This window comes from Flectobacillus sp. BAB-3569 (assembly GCF_002270355.1).
Classification (GTDB): Bacteria; Bacteroidota; Bacteroidia; order Cytophagales; family Spirosomataceae; genus Flectobacillus; species Flectobacillus roseus.
In genome coordinates this window covers 109252-128941 of sequence record NZ_NJFZ01000013.1, presented here as the reverse complement: position 1 = coordinate 128941, position 19690 = coordinate 109252, and the positions used below count along the sequence as shown (strand labels likewise).

The following is a 19690-nucleotide window of genomic DNA, read 5'->3' as shown; positions in this document are numbered from 1 at the left end:
CAATACTTTAATTAAGTATTGACATGCTTTTTTTACCACAATCCCATCCTTTATTCAATAGTTGGGGTTAGATTTTCTATTTAAAAACATAGCAGTTTGTACTCCAATATTCTTTAGACTAAAATCAAGTTATACTTTTTAAAACGCAAAAAATATGTTACTCAACTATATCAAAATTGCATGGAAAGTGTTGTTAAGGCATCCTTTCTATACTTTCATTACCTTGTTTGGGATAAGTATTACCCTTACGGTGTTGATGATGATTACTTCTTTTCTTGACCATTTGGTAGGAAGCCACTATCCAGAGCAAAATCGTGATAAATCATTGTATATCATGAATTTGTTCTTGGAAGATTCTGCGAGAACTTCTCAGATGGGAGGGCCTATCTCTTATGATTTTTACAAAAAATACATAGAAACACTCAAAACCCCCAAGCGAACAAGTGTTTCTTCCATGATTACCTCTGCCAATTCCTACATCAATGGCAAGCGGATAAAGGTTAGTACAAAATATTGCGATACTAATTTTTGGGAAATAACGAATTATGAATTTTTGGAAGGAAAGCCCTTCAATCAAACCAATATTGCCAATGGCGACCATGTGGTTGTTATTACGGATGCAATGAGAGAACAATTTTTTGATAGCTCATCTGAGTCTGTTATTGGAAAAATGGTTGAAGTCGATAATGAAAAATATAAGGTAATTGGCGTGGTGAAAGCTGGTCCAGTTACTCGTATTCTGACGTTTTCGGATATGTTTTTTCCTTATAATTTACCCAAAAGCAATTATCAAAGAACAGGCTTACAAGGCACTTTTGTCGCAATTATAGAGGCAAATAGCTCTTCTGATTTTCCAGAAATAAAATCTGAGTTTGATAATAATGTATCCAAAATTCCAGTACCTATAAATATAGGAAATACTAAGTACACCATTATTGATACCCATGCTCAAACCTATACGGATACAATGTTGTATGGTGTTTTTCATCAAGAAATAGGTAATAAATTTTATATAGTAGTAGGTTTGGTATTGTTGATGCTCATGGGATTACCTGCTATCAACTTGGTCAATCTCAATGTAAGTAGAATTTTGGAAAGAGCATCCGAAATAGGTGTACGTAAGGCCTTTGGCGCACCAACTCGTACATTGGCGTTTCAGTTTATTGTCGAAAACATCTTTATCACATTTATTGGCGGAGCTATTGCCTTGATTATTACAAGTGTCGGAATTTATTTGTTTAATAGAAGTGGCTTGATTCTGTATTCTGATTTAACCATCAATTTGCCTGTTTTTGGAGTAAGTCTGTTAGTGTGTTTGGTGTTTGGTTTACTTTCTGGAGTAGCACCTGCTTTTAGAATGGCTAAAATGAAAGTCATAGATGCACTTAAAAGACAATAGATTTTAATAAAACCGAAATCATCCTCAAAACTCAAACATCATGATACAGCATTTAATTAAACTAATATGGAATCGAAAAGGAAGTCATCTCCTTTTGATTATCGAAATTTGGGCATCTTTTATGGTGCTATTCGGAGTAATGTCTTTGGTAACCTTTAACCTTGATAATTATAGAGAATCCTTAGGTTTTGAATATGAGCAAGTGTGGGCAATAGATTTGTCTCGTAACCAAGATACGGTACAGACTGCGGAAAAGCTTGCTCAAGTTTTACAAAGAATAAAAGCTTATCCTGAGGTAGAAAAAGTAAGTCAAATGTCTTCTAATTCGCCTTTTTCTTTTAGTCAAATGAATAGTTCTATTAGTCGTAAAAAGACTAGTACGTTGTCAGATATTTATTACACAGATGAAAATTTTGAAGACGTTTTTGACATAAAAATGAAATCTGGGCGCTGGTATCAATCCTCTGATTCTGTGGCAAAAAATAAGCCTGTGGTGATTAATCAAAAGACTGCTGATGCACTTTTTGGCACTGAAAATCCCATCGGAAAAACGCTAGATGATAATAAAGTTGTGGTTGGTGTAATTGATAATTTTAAAGCAAAAGGCGAGTTTACCAAAAATGAGCCTGCTTTCTTCCAATTGATGTGGCCACGCTCTGAGGAAGGAAAAATTGTTTTAAAACTCAAATCTGGAACCGACGCTAATTTTGAGGCAAAATTGGTAAAAGACCTCGGAAGTATGTTGGTAGGTTGGACTGTGGAAGTGAGTTATTTAACAGACCAGCGACAAAACCAACATAATCTTGCCTTGGTACCAATGATTGTATTTACAATTATTGCAGGGTTTTTGTTGCTCAATGTGGCTATGGGACTTTTCGGAATACTAAAAGTAAACATTGCCAAACGCCGTGAAGAAATTGGCGTGCGTCGTGCGATGGGAGCTACCGAGACAGATATTCAAAAGCAGTTTGTTGCCGAAATGTGGGTTATTGCTACCTTTGCTATACTGGTGGGCTTGCTCTTTGCCGTACAATTTCCCACACTGAAAGTTTTTGATTTGGCTTCAGGAGTATATTGGGTGGCGATTGTTTTGGCGATTTTAATTATATACGGATTAGTCACGATTTGTGCTTTTTATCCAAGTCGACAGGCTGCCAAAATCCAACCAGCCATTGTATTACACGAATCGTAACAGCAATAGGCTATCAGCTGTGGGCATTAAGCAAAATATATCTAAATAATTTAAAACTCTTTGCCTAATGCCTGACAACTTATATACTAATTTTTACCTTTTCAATGAATAAAATACTCATCATCGACGACGATTTTGCTGTTCAAACCTCTTTACAACTCCTTCTACAGCAGGCGGGATTTCAGGTAAAAACCTGTGATTCTCCTGCTGTGGCTAGGGAGTTGATTCCTATTTTTAAACCTGTTTTAGTTATTCTTGATCTTAACTTTTCTATCGAAACTTCTGGCGAGGAAGGAATGAAGGCCTTAAAAATGCTTCGTGCCGAATTTCCTGAGGTTTTGATTATTTTGCTAACGGGCTGGGGGACAATCGATTTGGCTGTAGAGGGGATGAAATTAGGAGCAAAAGATTTCTTGACCAAACCTTGGAAAAATGACCATTTACTCCAATCTGTCAGAACGATTTTAGATTTAGAGGAAAAAACGGAAAGTATTTCTACCCGAAAAAAGTTAGACCAAAAATTCGATTTTGAGCATATTGTCGGTGAAGATTCGCAACTTTTATCTATTCTCGAAACTATCGGAAGAGTAGCGCCAACTGACGCTCCTGTTCTGATAACTGGCGAAAGTGGTACAGGAAAAGAGTTGATTGCTGAGGCTATTCACCAAAATAGTAAAAGAAGAATTCGCCCATTTGTCAAAGTAAATTTGGGAGGAATATCTGCTACGCTGTTTGAAAGTGAACTTTTTGGACACGTGCGTGGGGCATTTACAGATGCCAAGTCGGACAGAATTGGACGTTTTGAACTAGCTAATCGTGGTACTTTATTTTTAGATGAAATTGGAGATTTAGATTTATCAAGTCAGGTAAAATTGCTGCGGGTATTACAAGATAGAACCTTTGAGCCATTAGGAAGTAGTAAATCCAAAACCGTCGACGTTCGGGTGATTTGTGCAACTAATCGCAATTTGGAAGAAATGGTAGCTCAAGGTACTTTCAGAGAAGACTTATTTTATCGTATCAACCTGATTTCTGTTAAGCTCCCTGCTTTGCGAGAGCGTCCTACTGATATTGCTTCTTTAGCTATGTATTTTGCTGATAATCTGAAAGTTATTTACGAAAGACCGCAACTTAAGATTTCATCAAAAGCCCTACAATGGTTACAAACATTGGTGTTGCCAGGGAATATTCGTCAGTTGAAAAATCTGGTTGAAAAAACGATTTTGTTAAGTCCAAATGACCAGTTGGAAATAAGCGATTTTCAGAAAAACATCACACAGGTTAACTCTGCACCCAAAAATGCGTTTCCTGAAGTAGGAACACTGACACTAGAAGAAATGGAGCTTTTGATGATACGAAAAGCGATGTCTTTCCATCAAAATAATATAAGTCGAGTAGCTCGGTCGTTGGGTATTACACGGTTTGCATTGTATCGTAGGTTAGAAAAATTTGGTATTCCTTATTCGGAAGAGTAATTTAAAAAATCTATTACAGCCTTTTCAACTTCTTTAGCTGATGCGTATTTCGTTACGAGTAAGATATTTGCTTTACTTGGGCTTTCTTCATGCCATTATCATGTTGTTAGCCTTTAAGGTTTTATCTGCCAATAAATTGTACTTTATCATTTCGGAAGTGCTTGTGTTACTTTCATTGATAATTTCTGTTGCACTTTACCAAGCTATTCACCGACCTTTTAAGTTATTGTTGATGGGTACTGAGGCTATGCGTGATCAGGATTTTTCAATCAAACTTCGTCCTACGGGTACGCCTGAGCTAGATCAGCTTGTGGAAGTATATAACCAGATGATTGTGCAGCTCAGGACAGAACGAATACAGTTAACGGAACAGCATTTTTTCCTAGAAAAACTTATTCAAGCGTCTCCAATTGCCATATTGGTGTTGGATTTTGATGGAAATTTATTGAAAATCAATCCTAAAGCACAATATTTATTTGGTATTTCAGAAGGTCAATTTATTCATCAATCTCTTTCGGTACTTGGTCACCCAATTGTGAATGCCTTACAAGAATTGCAAGATGGTGAATCAAAAACTGTTCAGATTAATGGCTTGTCGACGTTCAAAATTCAGCGTTCATTTTTTATGGATAAAGGATTTTCAAGACCATTTTTGATGATTGAAGAACTTACTTCAGAAATTTTGGCTACAGAAAAGAAGGCTTATGGCAAGGTAATCAGAATGATGGCACATGAGGTAAATAATTCGATAGGAGCAGTAAACTCGATTTTGAATGTAGCGCAACAGATGGTTGAGGAACCTCATTTGCTACATGCTTTAGAAGTAGCGTATGACCGCAACGAGCGACTGTGTGTGTTTATGCGAAGGTTTGCTGATGTTGTTCGTTTGCCACAGCCCCATCTCGAAAGACAATCGTTGAATGAAGTCTTAGAAAATATGGTGGAACTCTGGAGAAGTCGTGCTAGCGAAAAAGGAATAGAGTTGATTTGGAAAGCGCCAGAAAAAGAAAAATGGATGATGATTGACCGTGGGCAAATTGAGCAAGTACTGGTGAATGTATTAAAAAATGCAATTGAAGCTTGTGATTCTGGAAATCAGATTATCGTGACTTTGTCAGAAAAGGGAATACAAATAAAAAATAATGGAATACCCATTCCGCCCGAACAAGCCCATTTATTATTCACGCCATTCTTTAGTAATAAACCTGATGGACAAGGAATTGGACTCATGTTATGTCGTGAAATATTAATGAATCATCATTTTCAATTCTCCCTAAAAACCCATGAAGACGGCTGGACGTGCTTTAGTATTGAGTGAATTAGTTAGTTGTGAATTGGTGAATGATGATTTTTTCCTTATCAGTAGAAACGCAATACTTTGCGTCTTCATTAGTTAATAATTCAAAATTCACTAACTCACCATTCACTAACTCACTAAATACCTAGAACGAGTATCTCAATGTTACGCCATACGTGCGAGGGTCGACAAGGATACCTGCGTATTGCCCTGCACTACCTGGTGCTGCTAGTAATTGCTCGTAATAGTCGGTGTTAGCAAGGTTTCTTCCCCAAACATAGATAGAGATACCGTTTGATGCTCTGAAACCTAAACGACCATTCAATAATGAATACCCTTCAATGTTCAAATACTGAGAAGGTGATGGACTTGAAGAGAATTTCGAACGGAAATAAACGTCAGCCGCTACGAAATAGTTACCTTTCAATCCAAAGAATACACCTTTAGTTGTAGCTTCAGCACCAAATGAACCTGTCCATTTTGAAATACCTGGAAGATCACCTCCCGAAACATCTTTAAAAGCTAGAGTACCACCTACTTCTTCCAAAGGTACTGGAGCATTTGTGAATGAAACGTATTTACCATCTGTATAAGCAATCGAGCCGTTGAAGGTAAAGTGTGTTAATCTTACATTTCCTTCCACTTCAACACCTCTCACTCTAACCTTCTCTGCATTAGCCAAATAACCTCTGTTTACACCTGGTTCTGGTGTTTGTACTTGTGTTTGGTAATCCTTAATATCGTCATTAAACACAACAATGTTCAAGAATGAATTGGCTGTAGGACGAGTTTTAACGCCTAATTCATAGTGAGTTACACCTTCTGGCTTTACTTTTGCTAGATCTAGTAGGATTTGACCATTTGCCGTTGGCAAACCACCAATATTAATACCTACTGGTTTGTAACTGATGGCGTATGTACCGTAAGCGTTGATATTTTTAGAGGCTTTATATTGTAAGGTCAACTGACCTGAAACATTACTTTCACTTACATCTGTATTAAATGCTTGATTGGTATATACTGCATTTTTCAAGGCTAATAAAGCCGCATCCGTCGTTTGCAAACCACCGTAAGTTTCTCTTTTGTAGTTGGCTACCTTTTTGTCATAATTGTAACGCAAACCTGGCAATACGTGCAATTTATCGTTTATCGCCCAGTCTACTTGAGCAAATGCTGCCAAACTTGTGCTTTGGATACGGTTAGTTGTACGAATACCGAAGTTATCAAATAAGCCTGGTGTTTTCCAAAGCGCACTTGTTGAGCTTTGAGCAAAACGCCATTGTGCCGAACCAGCTTCTTCTGTTTGAACAGGGTCTGATTTCAAATCTTGCCATAAACCAAACACGCCAATCACACCACTCAAATTGTCAGCAACTTTTCCTGAGTAACGTAACTCTTGAGACCATTGGTCGTGTACTGAATTACCCGAAGAAATAGTGAAAATTGGCAAACCTGTATAATCACGGTCATTCAAAGGTACCCATTTCCAAAAACGCCATGCTGTCGTCGAAGTCAAAGTACCGTTACCAATTTTAATATCTGCATTGGCAGATACACCACCTAAACTGTTGTCTGCTTTTGAAGGAGTATCCAAATCTAACACTCTTTCAAACGCACTTGAATAAGGTAATTTATAGTTCAAATCAGCAATAATTGCGTTGAATTGACGATAGGCTGCGCGTTTTGTCGTCACTACACCAGCCACTGGCCAGCCGTAACCGTTAGGTTTTTGAGCTGTATAGTCACCAATCAAGGTGATTTTTACTTTTTCTGAAGGCGTATATAACAACTGGCCTCTAGTACCTAAGTTGTTAATATCGTTCATGTTTTGTTGTGTCTTTGTATTGTAAAGAAGACCGTCTCTTTGTGTACCTGAAAAAGATAGTCTTGCTGCCAATTGCTTGTTGATTGGTCCAGAAATAGAACCTTTAGCTTGGATATACCCGTAGTTACCATAGCTCAATTCAAAACTTGCACTTGGCGTAAAGCTAGCTTCACGAGTTGTAATATTGAATGCACCCGCTGTAGTGTTTTTACCAAACAAGGTTCCTTGTGGTCCACGCAAAACCTCAACACGCTCAATGTCAACAAAGTCTAATGCTGTAGCTGCTGGACGAGCATAGTACACACCATCTACATAAAAACCAACACCCGGGTCAATACCATCATTTGTTAAACCGAAAGTTGAGCCTAATCCTCTGATATTCAAGGTTGTATTTCTTGCATTTGAGGCATAAAGTTGAACTGTTGGTACTAATTCCTTTAAACGGTTTACGTTAAATGCGCCTGCATCTTCTGCCGCTGCACCACGGATTACCGCGATAGGAATAGGAATATCCTGAACGGCCTCTTGGCGACGACGAGAATATACTACTACATCTGCCAATTGACTTACATCTTCATCCAATTTGATTTCAGCTTTATCTGCTGTGATAACTACTTCTTTTTTCAAATAACCTACGAAAGAAATAATCACTGAGAAAGGAAGTTTTTGACCTGTAATCAATGAGAAATCACCGTTTACGTCGGTTGTGGAACCATTGGTTGTTCCTTTGATTTGTACGGCTGCACCAACGAGTGGTTCATTCGTTTTTGAATCTACAATTTTGCCTGATACTGTAGCATTGATAATTGGTTTGTTTTGAGCAGATACAATATGCGATACACTTACCGCCACCACGGCGATAATGACAAATAAAAGTTTTTTCATTAAATTTAACTGTTTAATTAAAAAATATCTCGACAGCTCGGTTCCAAGCTCGCTGTCAAAATCCTGTGATAGAGATTACTTTAGTTGAACTAGACCAATGAGGTTGCCGCCTCTTGGTCTTTTTTATGCTTCAACAAAATAAATACTGCCTTTCTATTTGATTCAAATGGATTGATAAACAAGCATTTGAATGTGATACATTTGGTTTAGAATACATAGTTAATTTATTTTTATAAGTCTATTTAGTATATGATATTTGTATACTTTTATGGTAAAATAAAAGGAGTATTCTAGTGAACTACTCCGTTTTATGCCTTAGGCAATGTGCTTTAAGCTAAAAGAGCAAAAGTGACAAAATAGAAATTTTTTCGCTTAATGCTTACAGCCTAAAACTTATATCAGTTTTAAATTTAGATTAGATGAAAACCTTTGGTAATTGTTCTTAAGCTAATGATGATAACTAAGGTTCCAACCAAAATCATCATAGGTTTGCGTTTTACCTTGTTAACAAAAATTGCTCCTAGTGGAGAGGCAATTGTACCACCGACAATCAACCCCAACACTACCTGCCAAGAATTGACGCCTTCAAAAAGTAAGAAAGTAATACCGCTGGCAAATGAAACGGCAAACTCTGCTGCGTTAACCGAACCGATGGTATAGCGTGGGTCGCGACCTCTACCCAAGAGCGATGAAGTTACGATTGGTCCCCAACCACCACCACCAATAGAATCCATAAAACCACCGAAGACAGCCAACAATCCCAAACGCTTCGTACGTTGTTTTACAATATTTTTTTGAAGTGCTTTTCTGATAATAATAATTCCCAAAATAATCATGTAAATAGAAATGTAAGGTTTTATGACATTTCCATCAATGAAATCGGTCAGTAAATAAGCACCTGTAACAGAGGCTAATACGCCCGGAATTAATAAGTTGCGAAATAACTTTTTGTTGATATTACCAAACTTGAAATGTGAAATGGCAGAAGCACCTGTTGTAAACATTTCGGCTACGTGTACGCTCGTACTACTTACGGCAGGTGGCACCCCTAAACTCAATAGAAATGAAGTAGAAGTTACACCATAAGCCATTCCTAAAGTTCCATCTACTAATTGTGCCCCCAATCCCACAAGTACATAGAATCCGAAATCACTGTTAAAACCATCTTGAATGGCAGACCATGAAAATGGATATTTCCACTATATATCAATACAATAAAACTACTGAATAGTAATACTGTAGGGGCGATATACCATACGGCGCGATTTGAAAGAATTTTTTGCACGATTGTTTTTGGGTTCTAGTGTTAGAATAATAAACTCCAAAGAATTCAATTTATATATCTAGAGTCATTTAAACATTTATGAGCTTTAAAGAAAGAGTGAAAGCATCGCTTTCACCCTTAGCTGCATTAGATTGATTAAATAGACTACCATTAGTTCAAACAAAGGACCCCATTACAGCGTCAGTTGATATAATCTGTTTGGTTGTGCAAAAATATTATTATAAATATTAAATCTATATACTTTATAGACTAATATTTGTAAGAAAATTCAAAATTCTTGTAATTGTTCACAAAAACCTCGATTTCTTTATAAGATAGATAGGATTTTAGTTCGATATCGATAAAGTGATGAATAATAAGCCCATTAGGTAATACTAAAAAGCTTGCTGGTAGGGGTATATTTTCGGAGATACCCGCATAAAAATGAGTACAAGGCGTTTGTTCTGACAACAACCCAATAGCTTTTGCAATCTCTTGATTATCATCATGATAGATAGAAAAGTTGAGCTTTTCACTGCTTTTTAGTTCTTTTATTTTAGGAATACTCAAGTTGGTAATCGTAAGTATTTGAACGCCAAGCTCTGACAATCGTCTAACAGATTTTTGTAATAGCCAAAGTTGTTGTTCGGCATATTCCTTCCACTCTGGCACATAATAAGTAATCAAGATTGGCTTGCCTTGAGCAATTTCTTCGAGACTAAATTGTTGTTTGTCTTCAGGAAAATCAATACTCCAATCTCCATTTTCTTTGGTAAAATGGAATGATGGAAATTGCTTACTTGCTCCTAATATTTTCGATAGTAGTTTGTTGAGTTGTGTTTTTCGTGTTTTGATGAAATGAATCATATTAATATTTAATCTATAGTTTTAGTAGATAAATATAAAAGATTTTTATTCGTAAAAACTACACAAATTTGTTTTTCTTATGATTTTATATTCTAGGAATTATGCAAAATGAATTTTTGAGTATTATAGTATGATACGAATGTAGACATTATTATTCGAAGGTTTCAGGAAGGTGAGAAGTTTAAATGAAGAGCAATAGATTGTTGGAGTTGAGTTTGTACTTTTCCAATAGCCGAGCTTAGTAGCTAATGTTAATAGCTTGGAATAGCTTGTGAATATTAGATTCAAACTTTAGAAATAGTTTCCTTCATAGTATTTCTAAGTCTTCTAGTCATTTAAACAAACAAGTACAACTCTACTCTAATAGATGAACATTTCTAAATATTGAATATCAGTGCTGAAAAAAATTATAATAGATAGCCAGTTGTATGTGGCTTTGATAGTAACATTACTTGCTACATTTTATCTTGTAAGTCGCATATTGTGATGCTTGCCAAACTCTGACCTTTTTGTGTCATTTGGTAGAATTGGGGTATTTTTTTATGGTGTTAAACATTAAGTACACAAAACGAGTAAAATGTGCTAATCTAATTTTTAGTCATCAACTTATTTTACAACCTCAAGCGAAGACCTTTTAACTGAAAATTACATGCCTATAACTATGAAAATAAATAGAGATGATGTCATTGAACATGCCTCCTTGTAAGGGTATGGTCAAGCTTTGTCAATTGTAAAGGATGTAGATGATGCTCGCTTGTTAAAACGTTTTTAATAAAATAACAAATGAAAAAATTAAGCTTCGTTACATTACTCATTGGATTAATTCTTGGTGGAATTACACCTACTTTTTCACAAAATGACAATTCCTTTTATCACGAAGTAAAAACCTATGTCAACCCCGTATTGCCTGGTGATCACCCAGATCCGACTTTGTTGAAAGTTGGAGATGATTTCTATCATTGCGGTTCAAGCTTTCATTTTACACCGTATATGCCTATTTATCACTCTAAAGACTTGGTACATTGGCGTGTTATTAGCAGGGTGTTGCCCCCGCAAAAAGCGCATTGGGTAACCGACCGCCCTTCGGCAGGTACTTGGCAAGGGGCTATTACTTATTTCTATGGTTCTTACTGGATTTATTTTTCAGCCAATGGACAATGGTTTAGCAAGGCAGATTCTCCCTTGGGTCCTTGGTCAGAGCCAGTTCAAGTAAAGTCAAATCCAAAAACTGGTCCATTGGGTTATGATAATTCTATTTTTGTAGACGATGATGGAAAACCTTATATGGTCATTAAGAACGGTCAAAAAACAAACCGTTTACAGGAGCTAGGAAAAGATGGACAACTAACCTCTTCTGTAATTGACCTTGATTGGGTTAATGCCAAACTCCAATATAGTTGGGCAGAGGGACCAGTAATGTGTAAGCGCAATGGTTATTACTATTATTTCCCAGCAGGAGATGTTTCGGGAGGACAATATGTACTTAGGGGGAAGTCACTAACGAGTGATTCGACGCAGTGGGAGCGTCTTGGTGAATTTTTTAAACCTATTACTGATGATAAAGTTGGCTTTAGAAGACCTAATCATATTGCCGCACCAGTACAACTAGCCGATGGAACTTGGTGGACTATTGGGCAAAGCTATGAAAAATATGGACAAGATGATTGGTCGGGTACTGGTCGCCAAACAGCGCTTTATCCTGTTATTTGGGAAGGTGACCGTCCGTGGGGTATGGCACCAACTACCGAGCCTATTGCTAAACCAAATTTACCCAAATCGGGTATTGCATGGCGTAGCGTGGCTTCGGATGATTTTGAGACAAAGAATCTTTCTCTGAATTGGCATTTTTTGAAAAAGAAGCATGCAGATTTATACAATTTAACTGCTCGAAAAGGTTGGTTGAGGCTATCACCAGACTCACTGCGTACAAGTATTGTGCAAAAAGAAACAGATCACTATTACTCAGCGGTTACAAAGCTCGATTTTAAGGCCCAGAACGAAAATGAAAAAGCAGGATTATATCTAAGCAATGGTGCTCAAACGGTCATTGTTCGACTATACAGTGGATTTGAAAATGGCAAGAAGATTATCTTTAGTTTTGAAAACAATACACAGAGTATTCCTAATAACTTTGGCGAGGTAGTTTGGCTAAAAATCGAAAGAAACCTTCATGAACTAAAGGCGTATGCCAGTGGTGATGGAAACAGTTGGACAGCTGTTGGAAATGCCATTCAGGTACAGAATTTGGATAAAGTACAACCTAATTATAACTCATGGGTTGGGACAAGTATAGGATTATTTACTGAACACCAAAGTGCTGATTTTGATTGGTTTATTTGTAAAGATGGTTTTTCAAAATTGCCTACTGTAGGGATGAGTAATTTCTATGGAGTCGAAAAAATCAACCAAGAATCTGTGACTAATACTTCTGAGAACGGTGGTTGGCTAATGATTTCAGGCGTGGATTTGGGCATCCAAAAAAAGAATGCTAAAGGAATTGAAATCCAATACAATGCAAAAACAGATGGTGTCGTAGAGCTTTGGGTAGATGATTTGAAAACTGGTAAATTAGTGGCAAAAATCCCATATTCAGCCAGTAAAAATAGTGTGCGTAAAAGCCTTAAGTCGATAGCTGGACATCATGATATTTTTGTAAAATTCCCTGTAGGTAAATCTCATGATTTGCAGATAAACTCCCTTCAGTTTTTACCTTAGCTCAGCCAATTACTTACTTATTACTAGTTCAAGACGAGGTCTTGAACTTCTTTTTTAAACAGTATTGCAACTGAAGCAATAACTAATAACAACTTATGACTATGAACAAGAAAATTGCTTTTATCTTATTATGTATGGTTTGTGTGTTGGGTAAAACTTTTGCTCAAAACCCTAATTTTCATATTTACCTCAGTTTAGGACAATCAAATATGGAAGGAAATGCCAAGTTTGAGCCACAAGATACCGTTGGAGTCAATCCAAGATTTAAGGTATTGGAAGCTTTGGATTGTCCAAATCTAAACAGGAAAATGGGACAATGGTACACCGCAGTACCACCGCTTTGTCGTTGCAATACAGGGTTGACCCCAGTTGATTATTTTGGAAGAACCATGTTAGAATACTTGCCATCATCTGTCAATGTTGGGGTAATAAATGTATCTATTGGAGGCTGTAAAATAGAACTTTTTGATAAAGATAAAACTGATTCTTACGTAGCAACTGTGGCTCCGAATTGGATGAAAAATATGATTAAGGAGTATGACGGAAATCCTTACAGAAGATTGGTAGAAATGGCGAAATTGGCACAAAAAGAAGGTGTTATCAAAGGCATTTTGTTACATCAAGGGGAATCGAATACGAATGATACTACTTGGACAAAGAAAGTTAAAATTGTGTATGATAACCTTCTACAAGATTTGAATTTACCTCCTGATTCTGTTCCATTATTGGCTGGCGAAACGGTTCATGCGGAGCAAGGAGGGATTTGTGCAAGTATGAATACGATTATTGCTACGCTTCCTAAAACGATACCAACGGCTCGTATCATCTCGTCGAAAGGCTGTACAGATGCCGCAGATAATTTACATTTCGACGCAGCGGGCTATCGTGAGCTAGGTAAGAGATACGCTTTTATGATGCTCGACGTGTTGGGATATAAAGTACCTGTGTCGAAAAAATTAGGTAATAATGCAAAATAAAATTGCATTATTACGCTCCAGGCTGTAAGCCGTAGGCATTAGGCAAAAAGCTTTTATCATTTTAGTAAAATATAAAGTGGGCAACAGCAAATGAGTTATTCTTGAGATATTTACCTCTCATAATTAGTGCTGTACGAAAGATTATATCCGAAATAGATAGCTCTTACAATCTTTTGTACAGCACTAATTCATTTTTATTACTTACTTTCCTTAAGACTTATCAAACTTTGATAAGCTTTTTTCGGTTCTAAAGCTCTGTCAAATAAGAGAGGATAATTAGTACGATTAGGAATTGGAAAACCATTGAGCCAAGAGTGGCGGTCATCTACTCCCCAAAAAGTGATGCGACTGATTTTGTCTTTATGTTTCAAGAATAACTTGAAAAGCTCAGAATAGCGATTTGCCAACGCATTTTGGACAGAATCAGGTAGAGAATCTTTGTAAGGATTCATTTTTGGATCTTCCTTAAAACGTTGATTTACATCGGCACCTCGCAAATCCCAAGGATTGGGCAGTACAGTCAAATCCAATTCAGTAAAAGCGACTTTCAATCCCATTTGTGAAAACTCTAGAATTGAATCTTCGATATCTTTGAGGTTATTTGAATTGATACTCCAATGCCCTTGAATACCTACACCGTTTATTTTCACTCCATTTTCTTGCAATTTTTTAATCAATGCAATTGCTCCTTTTCGTTTGGCTGGCTGTTCGATATTATAATCATTGTAGTATAACTCGGCTTTTGGGTCAACTTGAGCGGCCAATTCAAAAGCTTCTTTGATATAGGAATCTCCTAGTTTATTAAAGAAAATAGATTTGCGATAGGTGCCATCCTCGTTGAGTGCTTCGTTCACCACATCCCAGCTATTAATCTTGCCTGCGTAGCGTCCCATTACGGTTTTGATGTGCTCTTTCATAAATATACGTAGCGAATCTGCACTACTTATTTTATGTACAAAACTTGGTAATTGTGAATGCCATACCAAAGTGTGTCCCACAATGTACATTTGGTTTTTGAGTCCATAATCTACAAACTTATCCGACAGACTAAAGTTGTATCTATCGACTTCTGGGTGAATCAACTGAGACTTCATGATATTTTCTGGAGTAATAGCATTAAACTCCTTCTTTATCAATTGATTAGCCTTTTCGTTTCTTTCCAAAATGTGCTCTGTCCCAAGGGCTGTTCCTATGAGGAAATCTTCTTGATAAGCTGATTTTAGAGAGTTACCCTGTGTTTGTGCTTGCACGCTTTGTAGACAGGCTACAGTAGTCCCAAGCGTTAAAAGTGTTTTGATTTTTGTGTTCATCATACGCGTTTGTTGTGTACTACAAGTACATTTTTGTAAGGGATAGGTAAAAGGGGAGACCTAGCAAAGAATTATTCTTTGCCACATCTTTTGATAGAATTTTGTTTATGAATACACTAATTAGCACCTTACATGAGTGCTAATTAGCGTGGAATTTAAACGGCTGTTTTTCGTGTTTGAGTAATATATTCAGTTGGTGAAACATTGTATTTTGCCTTGAATGCTCGTGCAAAATAATTAGGATTAGAAAATCCAACAGCATAGGCGATTTGCGAAATTTTCATGTCATTCTTTTGTAAAAGTGCAATTGATTTTTTCAATTTCACCGAGCGAACATATTCTACTGGGGTTTCACCCGTCAGACTCAGTACGCGATTATAAAGCGTTCCACGACTTACAAACATTACCTTACTGAGTTCTTCTACTGTCAAATCAGGATCTTCAATATTTTCTTCCACATATTTGGATAGTTTTAACAAGAACTTCTCATCCTCCGATTCTATCTCTATCTCAGGGGTTTCGAGCTGAATATGTTTACTGTAAGTGCTTTTTAATAAGCTATTTAAGCTAAGCAAATTTTCAATTTTGATACTAAGTAAATGAAAACTAAAAGGCTTACTCAAATAATCGCTAGCACCAGATTCTAAGCCTTTGAGTTGGTCTACTTCTTCGGATAACACCGTGAGCATGATCACAGGAATATGTTTGGTGCGGGTATCATTTTTAATTTTCCGAACCATCTCGACTCCGTCAACCACAGGCATATTGACATCACTCACAATCAATTGCGGATGATATGATAAAGCTTTTTGCCAACCTTGTCGACCGTCAGAAGCTTCGATAACTTTGTATTTTGATTTTAAGCTTTCTACCAAATAAGCTCTCAAATCGTCGTCGTCGTCCACAATCAAAATAATAGGAAGTTCGATTTTAGGAGGTTCTGATTTAGCAAAGTCTGTTATCGGTGTCACTTCAGGCTCTAAGTCTATTGGAGGCGACTGGACTGCCTCAAGGCTATACAAAGGCAATGAAATGATAAAGGCACTTCCAACGCCTTCTTCGCTTTCCACTTTGATGGTTCCACCATGAAGTTTGACAAATTCTTGCGCAATAGACAAGCCAATTCCGCTACCTTGATTAAGAATATCGACGTTATTGTTGATCTGATAAAACCTTTCAAAAATTTTATCGGTACTATCTTTCGACAAACCAATGCCTGTATCTCGCACTATCAATCGAATACCAGATGTGCCCTCTTGAGCTATTTGAAAGCTAACATTGCCGCCTTCGTTGGTAAATTTTATCGCATTTGAGAGTAAATTGATGAGAATCCTCTCCATTTTATCTTTGTCAAAAGACGTATGATAATGGCTATAAACACTTACAAAGTGTAAATGGATACTTTTGCGAACAGCTATATACTTGAACGAATCCACGATTTCTTGACAAAAAGATACCAAATCGCCTTCGGTGGCATTCAGATTTAATTCGTTGGCTTCAATTTTTCTCAGGTCTAATAATTGATTAACGAGATTAAGTAATCGTTTGGCATTTCGACTGATTAGGTTGAGCATTTCGAGTTTTTCGGTACTATTTTCTTGAAACATCAAATTCTCAATTGGGTTGAGTACCAGCGTAAGAGGTGTTTTTAATTCATGACTCAAATTGGTCAAAAACTTAACTTTCACCTTTTCGAGTTCGGTTTTTGCTCTGCATCGTGGCGTTCTTTTTCAATCAAATGCTTCATTTCAAGGCGCTCTTGCTCAAGCACAAATTCACGTTTGAGTTTTTGAATTGAACTTCTACGAATACCCCAAACAATGAGCGCAATAACGATGGCATAAAACAAATAGGCGTAAAAAGTCATCCAAAAAGGTGGTTCAACGGTAATTTCAATCACTTTTTCGGGTGTTTCCCATGAGCCATCTTCACTGTATGCTTTTAGGTGAAAAGTATAACTGCCAGGGTCGAGATTGGTATAAACAGCCGTGGTAGAAGTTCCTACTTGATTCCATTCTTTATCAAATCCTTCGAGTTTGTAAGCATACCTACTTTCGTGAGGTACGGTATAATTGAGCGCCATAAAATCGAGCGAAAAGTTCTGCTTATAACTCAAAACTATTTCTTTAGCGATTGATATGTGCTCTTGTATTTCTGAGTTTTCTATTGGATTTACTTGTTTGTTGTTGATTTTCAGACTAGTAATAACCAATGGAGGAATATTTTTTTTCTGCAATATTTCGGCAGGATTGAAATAGTTGAAGCCATCCAAGCCACCAAAAAATAACTGTCCATCGGCAGTTTTTAATCCCGAGCCTATGTTGAAAGTGCTTTGTAGTACGCCATTGTAATAGCTAAAGTTTCTAAACACTTTTTTCTCAGGGTCAAACGAACTGATACCTTTGTTGGTACTAACCCAAATTTTACCTTTTGAATCCTCTAGTATTTTATAAATCACATCATTTGACAAAGAGAAAGATTCGTCAAATATTTCAAATGTCTGAGATTGAGGTTTATACAGGCAAAGACCCCCACCTTGTGCGCCTACCCAAATTCGCCCTGCGTGGTCACAATAAATACTTTGAACTTTATCGATTGGGAGTTTGCTGTTGGCATGATTTAACACGGTAAATCTCTTTTGTTGCTGGTTGAAAATAGCAATACCTGTACCATTTGAAGCAAACCAAAGGTTGCCGCTTTTATCTTCTTCAATCGCAGTAATGAATCCGTTTAAAGGAATTTTTTGAGAAGATTTTAGTCCAAAAATTTTCTCTGTGGTAACGATAGATTGCAGTATTGGGTCAAATAAATAGACCCCACTACCATTGGTTCCGAGCCAGACTTTTCCCTGACTATCCGTCTTGATACAGTTTACAGGTAAATCTCTTGTATCTGTTGGACTGTAAGGCAATAAATAGTATTTTGAATTGCCTGTTGTCATGTCAACACTATAAAAACCTCGTTGGTAGGTGCCCACCAAAAGTGTTTTTCCTGAAACTCCCAAAGCAATAATGGAAGCTGTATTAGCTTTTCCTTCTTTGAGTTTATACGGATGAATCTGTCCTGTTTTTCTATTCCAGAGATTGAGTCCTGTGCCTTCTGTCCCAATAAAAATATCTCCCGTTGGACTTTCGGCAAAAGCCATCACAGAGCTACCTGTTAGACCATTTGGATCAAATATATTATAATGTTTATGATTAAAGAATGTTAAATTTGAGTCATATTTATTGACGCCACCTTGATGGATAGCTACCCAATAAATTCCTGCATCATCAATGTAAATGTCTCTTACCGAGCGACCTCCATTGTTAATAAAAGAGCTATTTGGTTCAACGGGTGAACTTTTTACTCTAATGACTTTTCCTGTTTTTTGTTCTAGGATATTTAATCCCCCTTCCATGCCAACCCACAATTGCCCATTTTTATCAAAAACCAATTTATGGATACTGTTATTGATAAGCGTTGAGTTGTCGTTGGGATTCGAAACATAGTGTTTAAAAGTATGTCGTTTTTTGTCCAAAACATTAATGCCTCCTTGGTCAGTCCCAATCCAAAGTTCTCCTTGCTTGCTTTCAGTAATACAGCTAATATTATTTCTACTTAAACTTTCAGGATTATTATTTTCATGTAAAAAGCGTCTAAACACACGAGAGTTACTGTCATATAGATGTAATCCGTTTGCAGTGCCAATCCAGATATGATGTTGGTGGTCCTCATAAATGCAATTGATGACGTTTGTATTTAGTTTAGTGTAATCGTTTGGGTTGGACTTGAACGAGACAGTCTTTTGAGTTTTGGGGTCAAAAAGAAATAAGCCAGAGTAAGTTCCCACCCAGATTTTGTCATCATGGTCGGCATACAAACAAGTAATCCAACCATAATTGGTAAAATCATAATTAATAAATGAGTCAAGATTTAGATTATAAACAGATAAGGTAAAATTTGTGGCAAGCCAGATGTTGCCCGTTTTATCTTTGATAATATCTATCACTGGTCCTCTACCAATGCTTGTACTATCGGTTTCTTTGTGGCGATATACTTTAAAATTTTGGCCATCAAACTTGTTAAGTCCATCCTCAGTGCCAAACCACATAAAGCCATTATTATCTTTGACTATAGCATTAATCGAATTGGAGGAAAGTCCATTTTTACTACTAAAATTGATAAACTTATATTCCTTCTGTTGCGAAAAGCAACAGAAATGTGTTAGAAGTAAGAATAAAAAAATAATGCTTTTCCTCATAGTAATCATAAAATTTCATCACAGGATTTTGTACTAAATTCAGCATTGGGACTACCCATAGTTATTTCTGAAAGTAAAAATACCAATATTATACCTTGAATAAGTACTGTTTTAGGGGTAAAGTATCTAGTAAATAAAAGCTTTGAAACATTGGATTACAAAATCCCGAAGTAACCCAATGTCCAAATGCTTTAGGTGTAAGGTTAAGTGATGGGTTTGCGTGGACGAAAACATTCAAACA

The 19690-nt window shown here is 36.7% G+C and carries 12 protein-coding genes; 6 read left to right on the top strand and 6 right to left on the bottom strand.

All coding sequences use genetic code 11. The annotated features are described in order from the left end of the window. Positions 1–154 precede the first annotated feature (154 nt). The 4 genes from BWI92_RS13845 (at position 155) to BWI92_RS13830 (ending at position 5384) form a co-directional block, all read left to right on the top strand. Positions 155–1399, top strand: coding sequence for an ABC transporter permease (locus BWI92_RS13845; protein ID WP_095163850.1), 1245 nt, complete (start codon positions 155–157; stop codon positions 1397–1399). A 40-nt stretch (positions 1400–1439) separates the two neighbouring features. Further along, positions 1440–2591 carry an ABC transporter permease gene (locus BWI92_RS13840; protein WP_095163849.1) on the top strand — a complete coding sequence of 384 codons (1152 nt, stop codon included), beginning with the start codon at positions 1440–1442 and terminating at the stop codon, positions 2589–2591. Between the two features lie 104 nt (positions 2592–2695). Continuing rightward, a complete protein-coding gene (locus BWI92_RS13835) occupies positions 2696–4066 on the top strand; it encodes a sigma-54 dependent transcriptional regulator (protein WP_095163848.1) in 1371 nt (456 codons plus the stop codon). Positions 4067–4106: 40 nt separating this feature from the next. After that, entirely contained in the window at positions 4107–5384 is a 1278-nt protein-coding gene (locus BWI92_RS13830) for a PAS domain-containing sensor histidine kinase (protein WP_095163847.1), read from the top strand. A gap of 124 nt (positions 5385–5508) precedes the next feature. Here the strand turns inward: BWI92_RS13830 and BWI92_RS13825 are convergent, their stop codons facing one another. The 3 genes from BWI92_RS13825 to BWI92_RS13815 all read right to left on the bottom strand — a co-directional run bounded on the left by BWI92_RS13825 (position 5509) and on the right by BWI92_RS13815 (position 10204). Beyond that, positions 5509–8073, bottom strand: coding sequence for a TonB-dependent receptor (locus BWI92_RS13825; protein WP_095163846.1), 2565 nt, complete (start codon positions 8071–8073; stop codon positions 5509–5511). 410 nt (positions 8074–8483) lie between these two features. Continuing rightward, the gene (locus BWI92_RS13820) at positions 8484–9197 is read right to left on the bottom strand and encodes a sulfite exporter TauE/SafE family protein (RefSeq protein WP_229363095.1); all 714 of its coding nucleotides are present in this window, start codon (positions 9195–9197) and stop codon (positions 8484–8486) included. 410 nt (positions 9198–9607) lie between these two features. Beyond that, positions 9608–10204 carry a redoxin domain-containing protein gene (locus BWI92_RS13815; RefSeq protein ID WP_095163844.1) on the bottom strand — a complete coding sequence of 199 codons (597 nt, stop codon included), beginning with the start codon at positions 10202–10204 and terminating at the stop codon, positions 9608–9610. Positions 10205–10987: 783 nt separating this feature from the next. On the opposite strand from BWI92_RS13815, the gene BWI92_RS13810 reads away from it, so the two are divergent. Both BWI92_RS13810 and BWI92_RS13805 read left to right on the top strand, forming a co-directional pair. After that, positions 10988–12919: a family 43 glycosylhydrolase gene (locus tag BWI92_RS13810; RefSeq protein WP_095163843.1), complete on the top strand. Its 1932-nt coding sequence runs from the start codon at positions 10988–10990 to the stop codon at positions 12917–12919. 101 nt (positions 12920–13020) lie between these two features. Next, the gene (locus tag BWI92_RS13805; RefSeq protein WP_095163876.1) at positions 13021–13896 is read left to right on the top strand and encodes a sialate O-acetylesterase; all 876 of its coding nucleotides are present in this window, start codon (positions 13021–13023) and stop codon (positions 13894–13896) included. Positions 13897–14093: 197 nt separating this feature from the next. On the opposite strand, the gene BWI92_RS13800 is transcribed toward BWI92_RS13805, so the two are convergent. The 3 genes from BWI92_RS13800 to BWI92_RS13790 all read right to left on the bottom strand — a co-directional run bounded on the left by BWI92_RS13800 (position 14094) and on the right by BWI92_RS13790 (position 19449). Continuing rightward, positions 14094–15209, bottom strand: coding sequence for an endo-1,4-beta-xylanase (locus BWI92_RS13800; protein WP_229363093.1), 1116 nt, complete (start codon positions 15207–15209; stop codon positions 14094–14096). 152 nt (positions 15210–15361) lie between these two features. Then, positions 15362–16894: an ATP-binding protein gene (locus tag BWI92_RS13795; protein WP_095163841.1), complete on the bottom strand. Its 1533-nt coding sequence runs from the start codon at positions 16892–16894 to the stop codon at positions 15362–15364. Next, positions 16891–19449 (bottom strand): two-component regulator propeller domain-containing protein, encoded by a 2559-nt coding sequence (locus BWI92_RS13790; protein ID WP_176464422.1) that lies wholly within the window; start codon positions 19447–19449, stop codon positions 16891–16893. Before BWI92_RS13790 ends, BWI92_RS13795 begins: the two co-directional genes overlap by 4 nt. Positions 19450–19690: the final 241 nt, after the last annotated feature.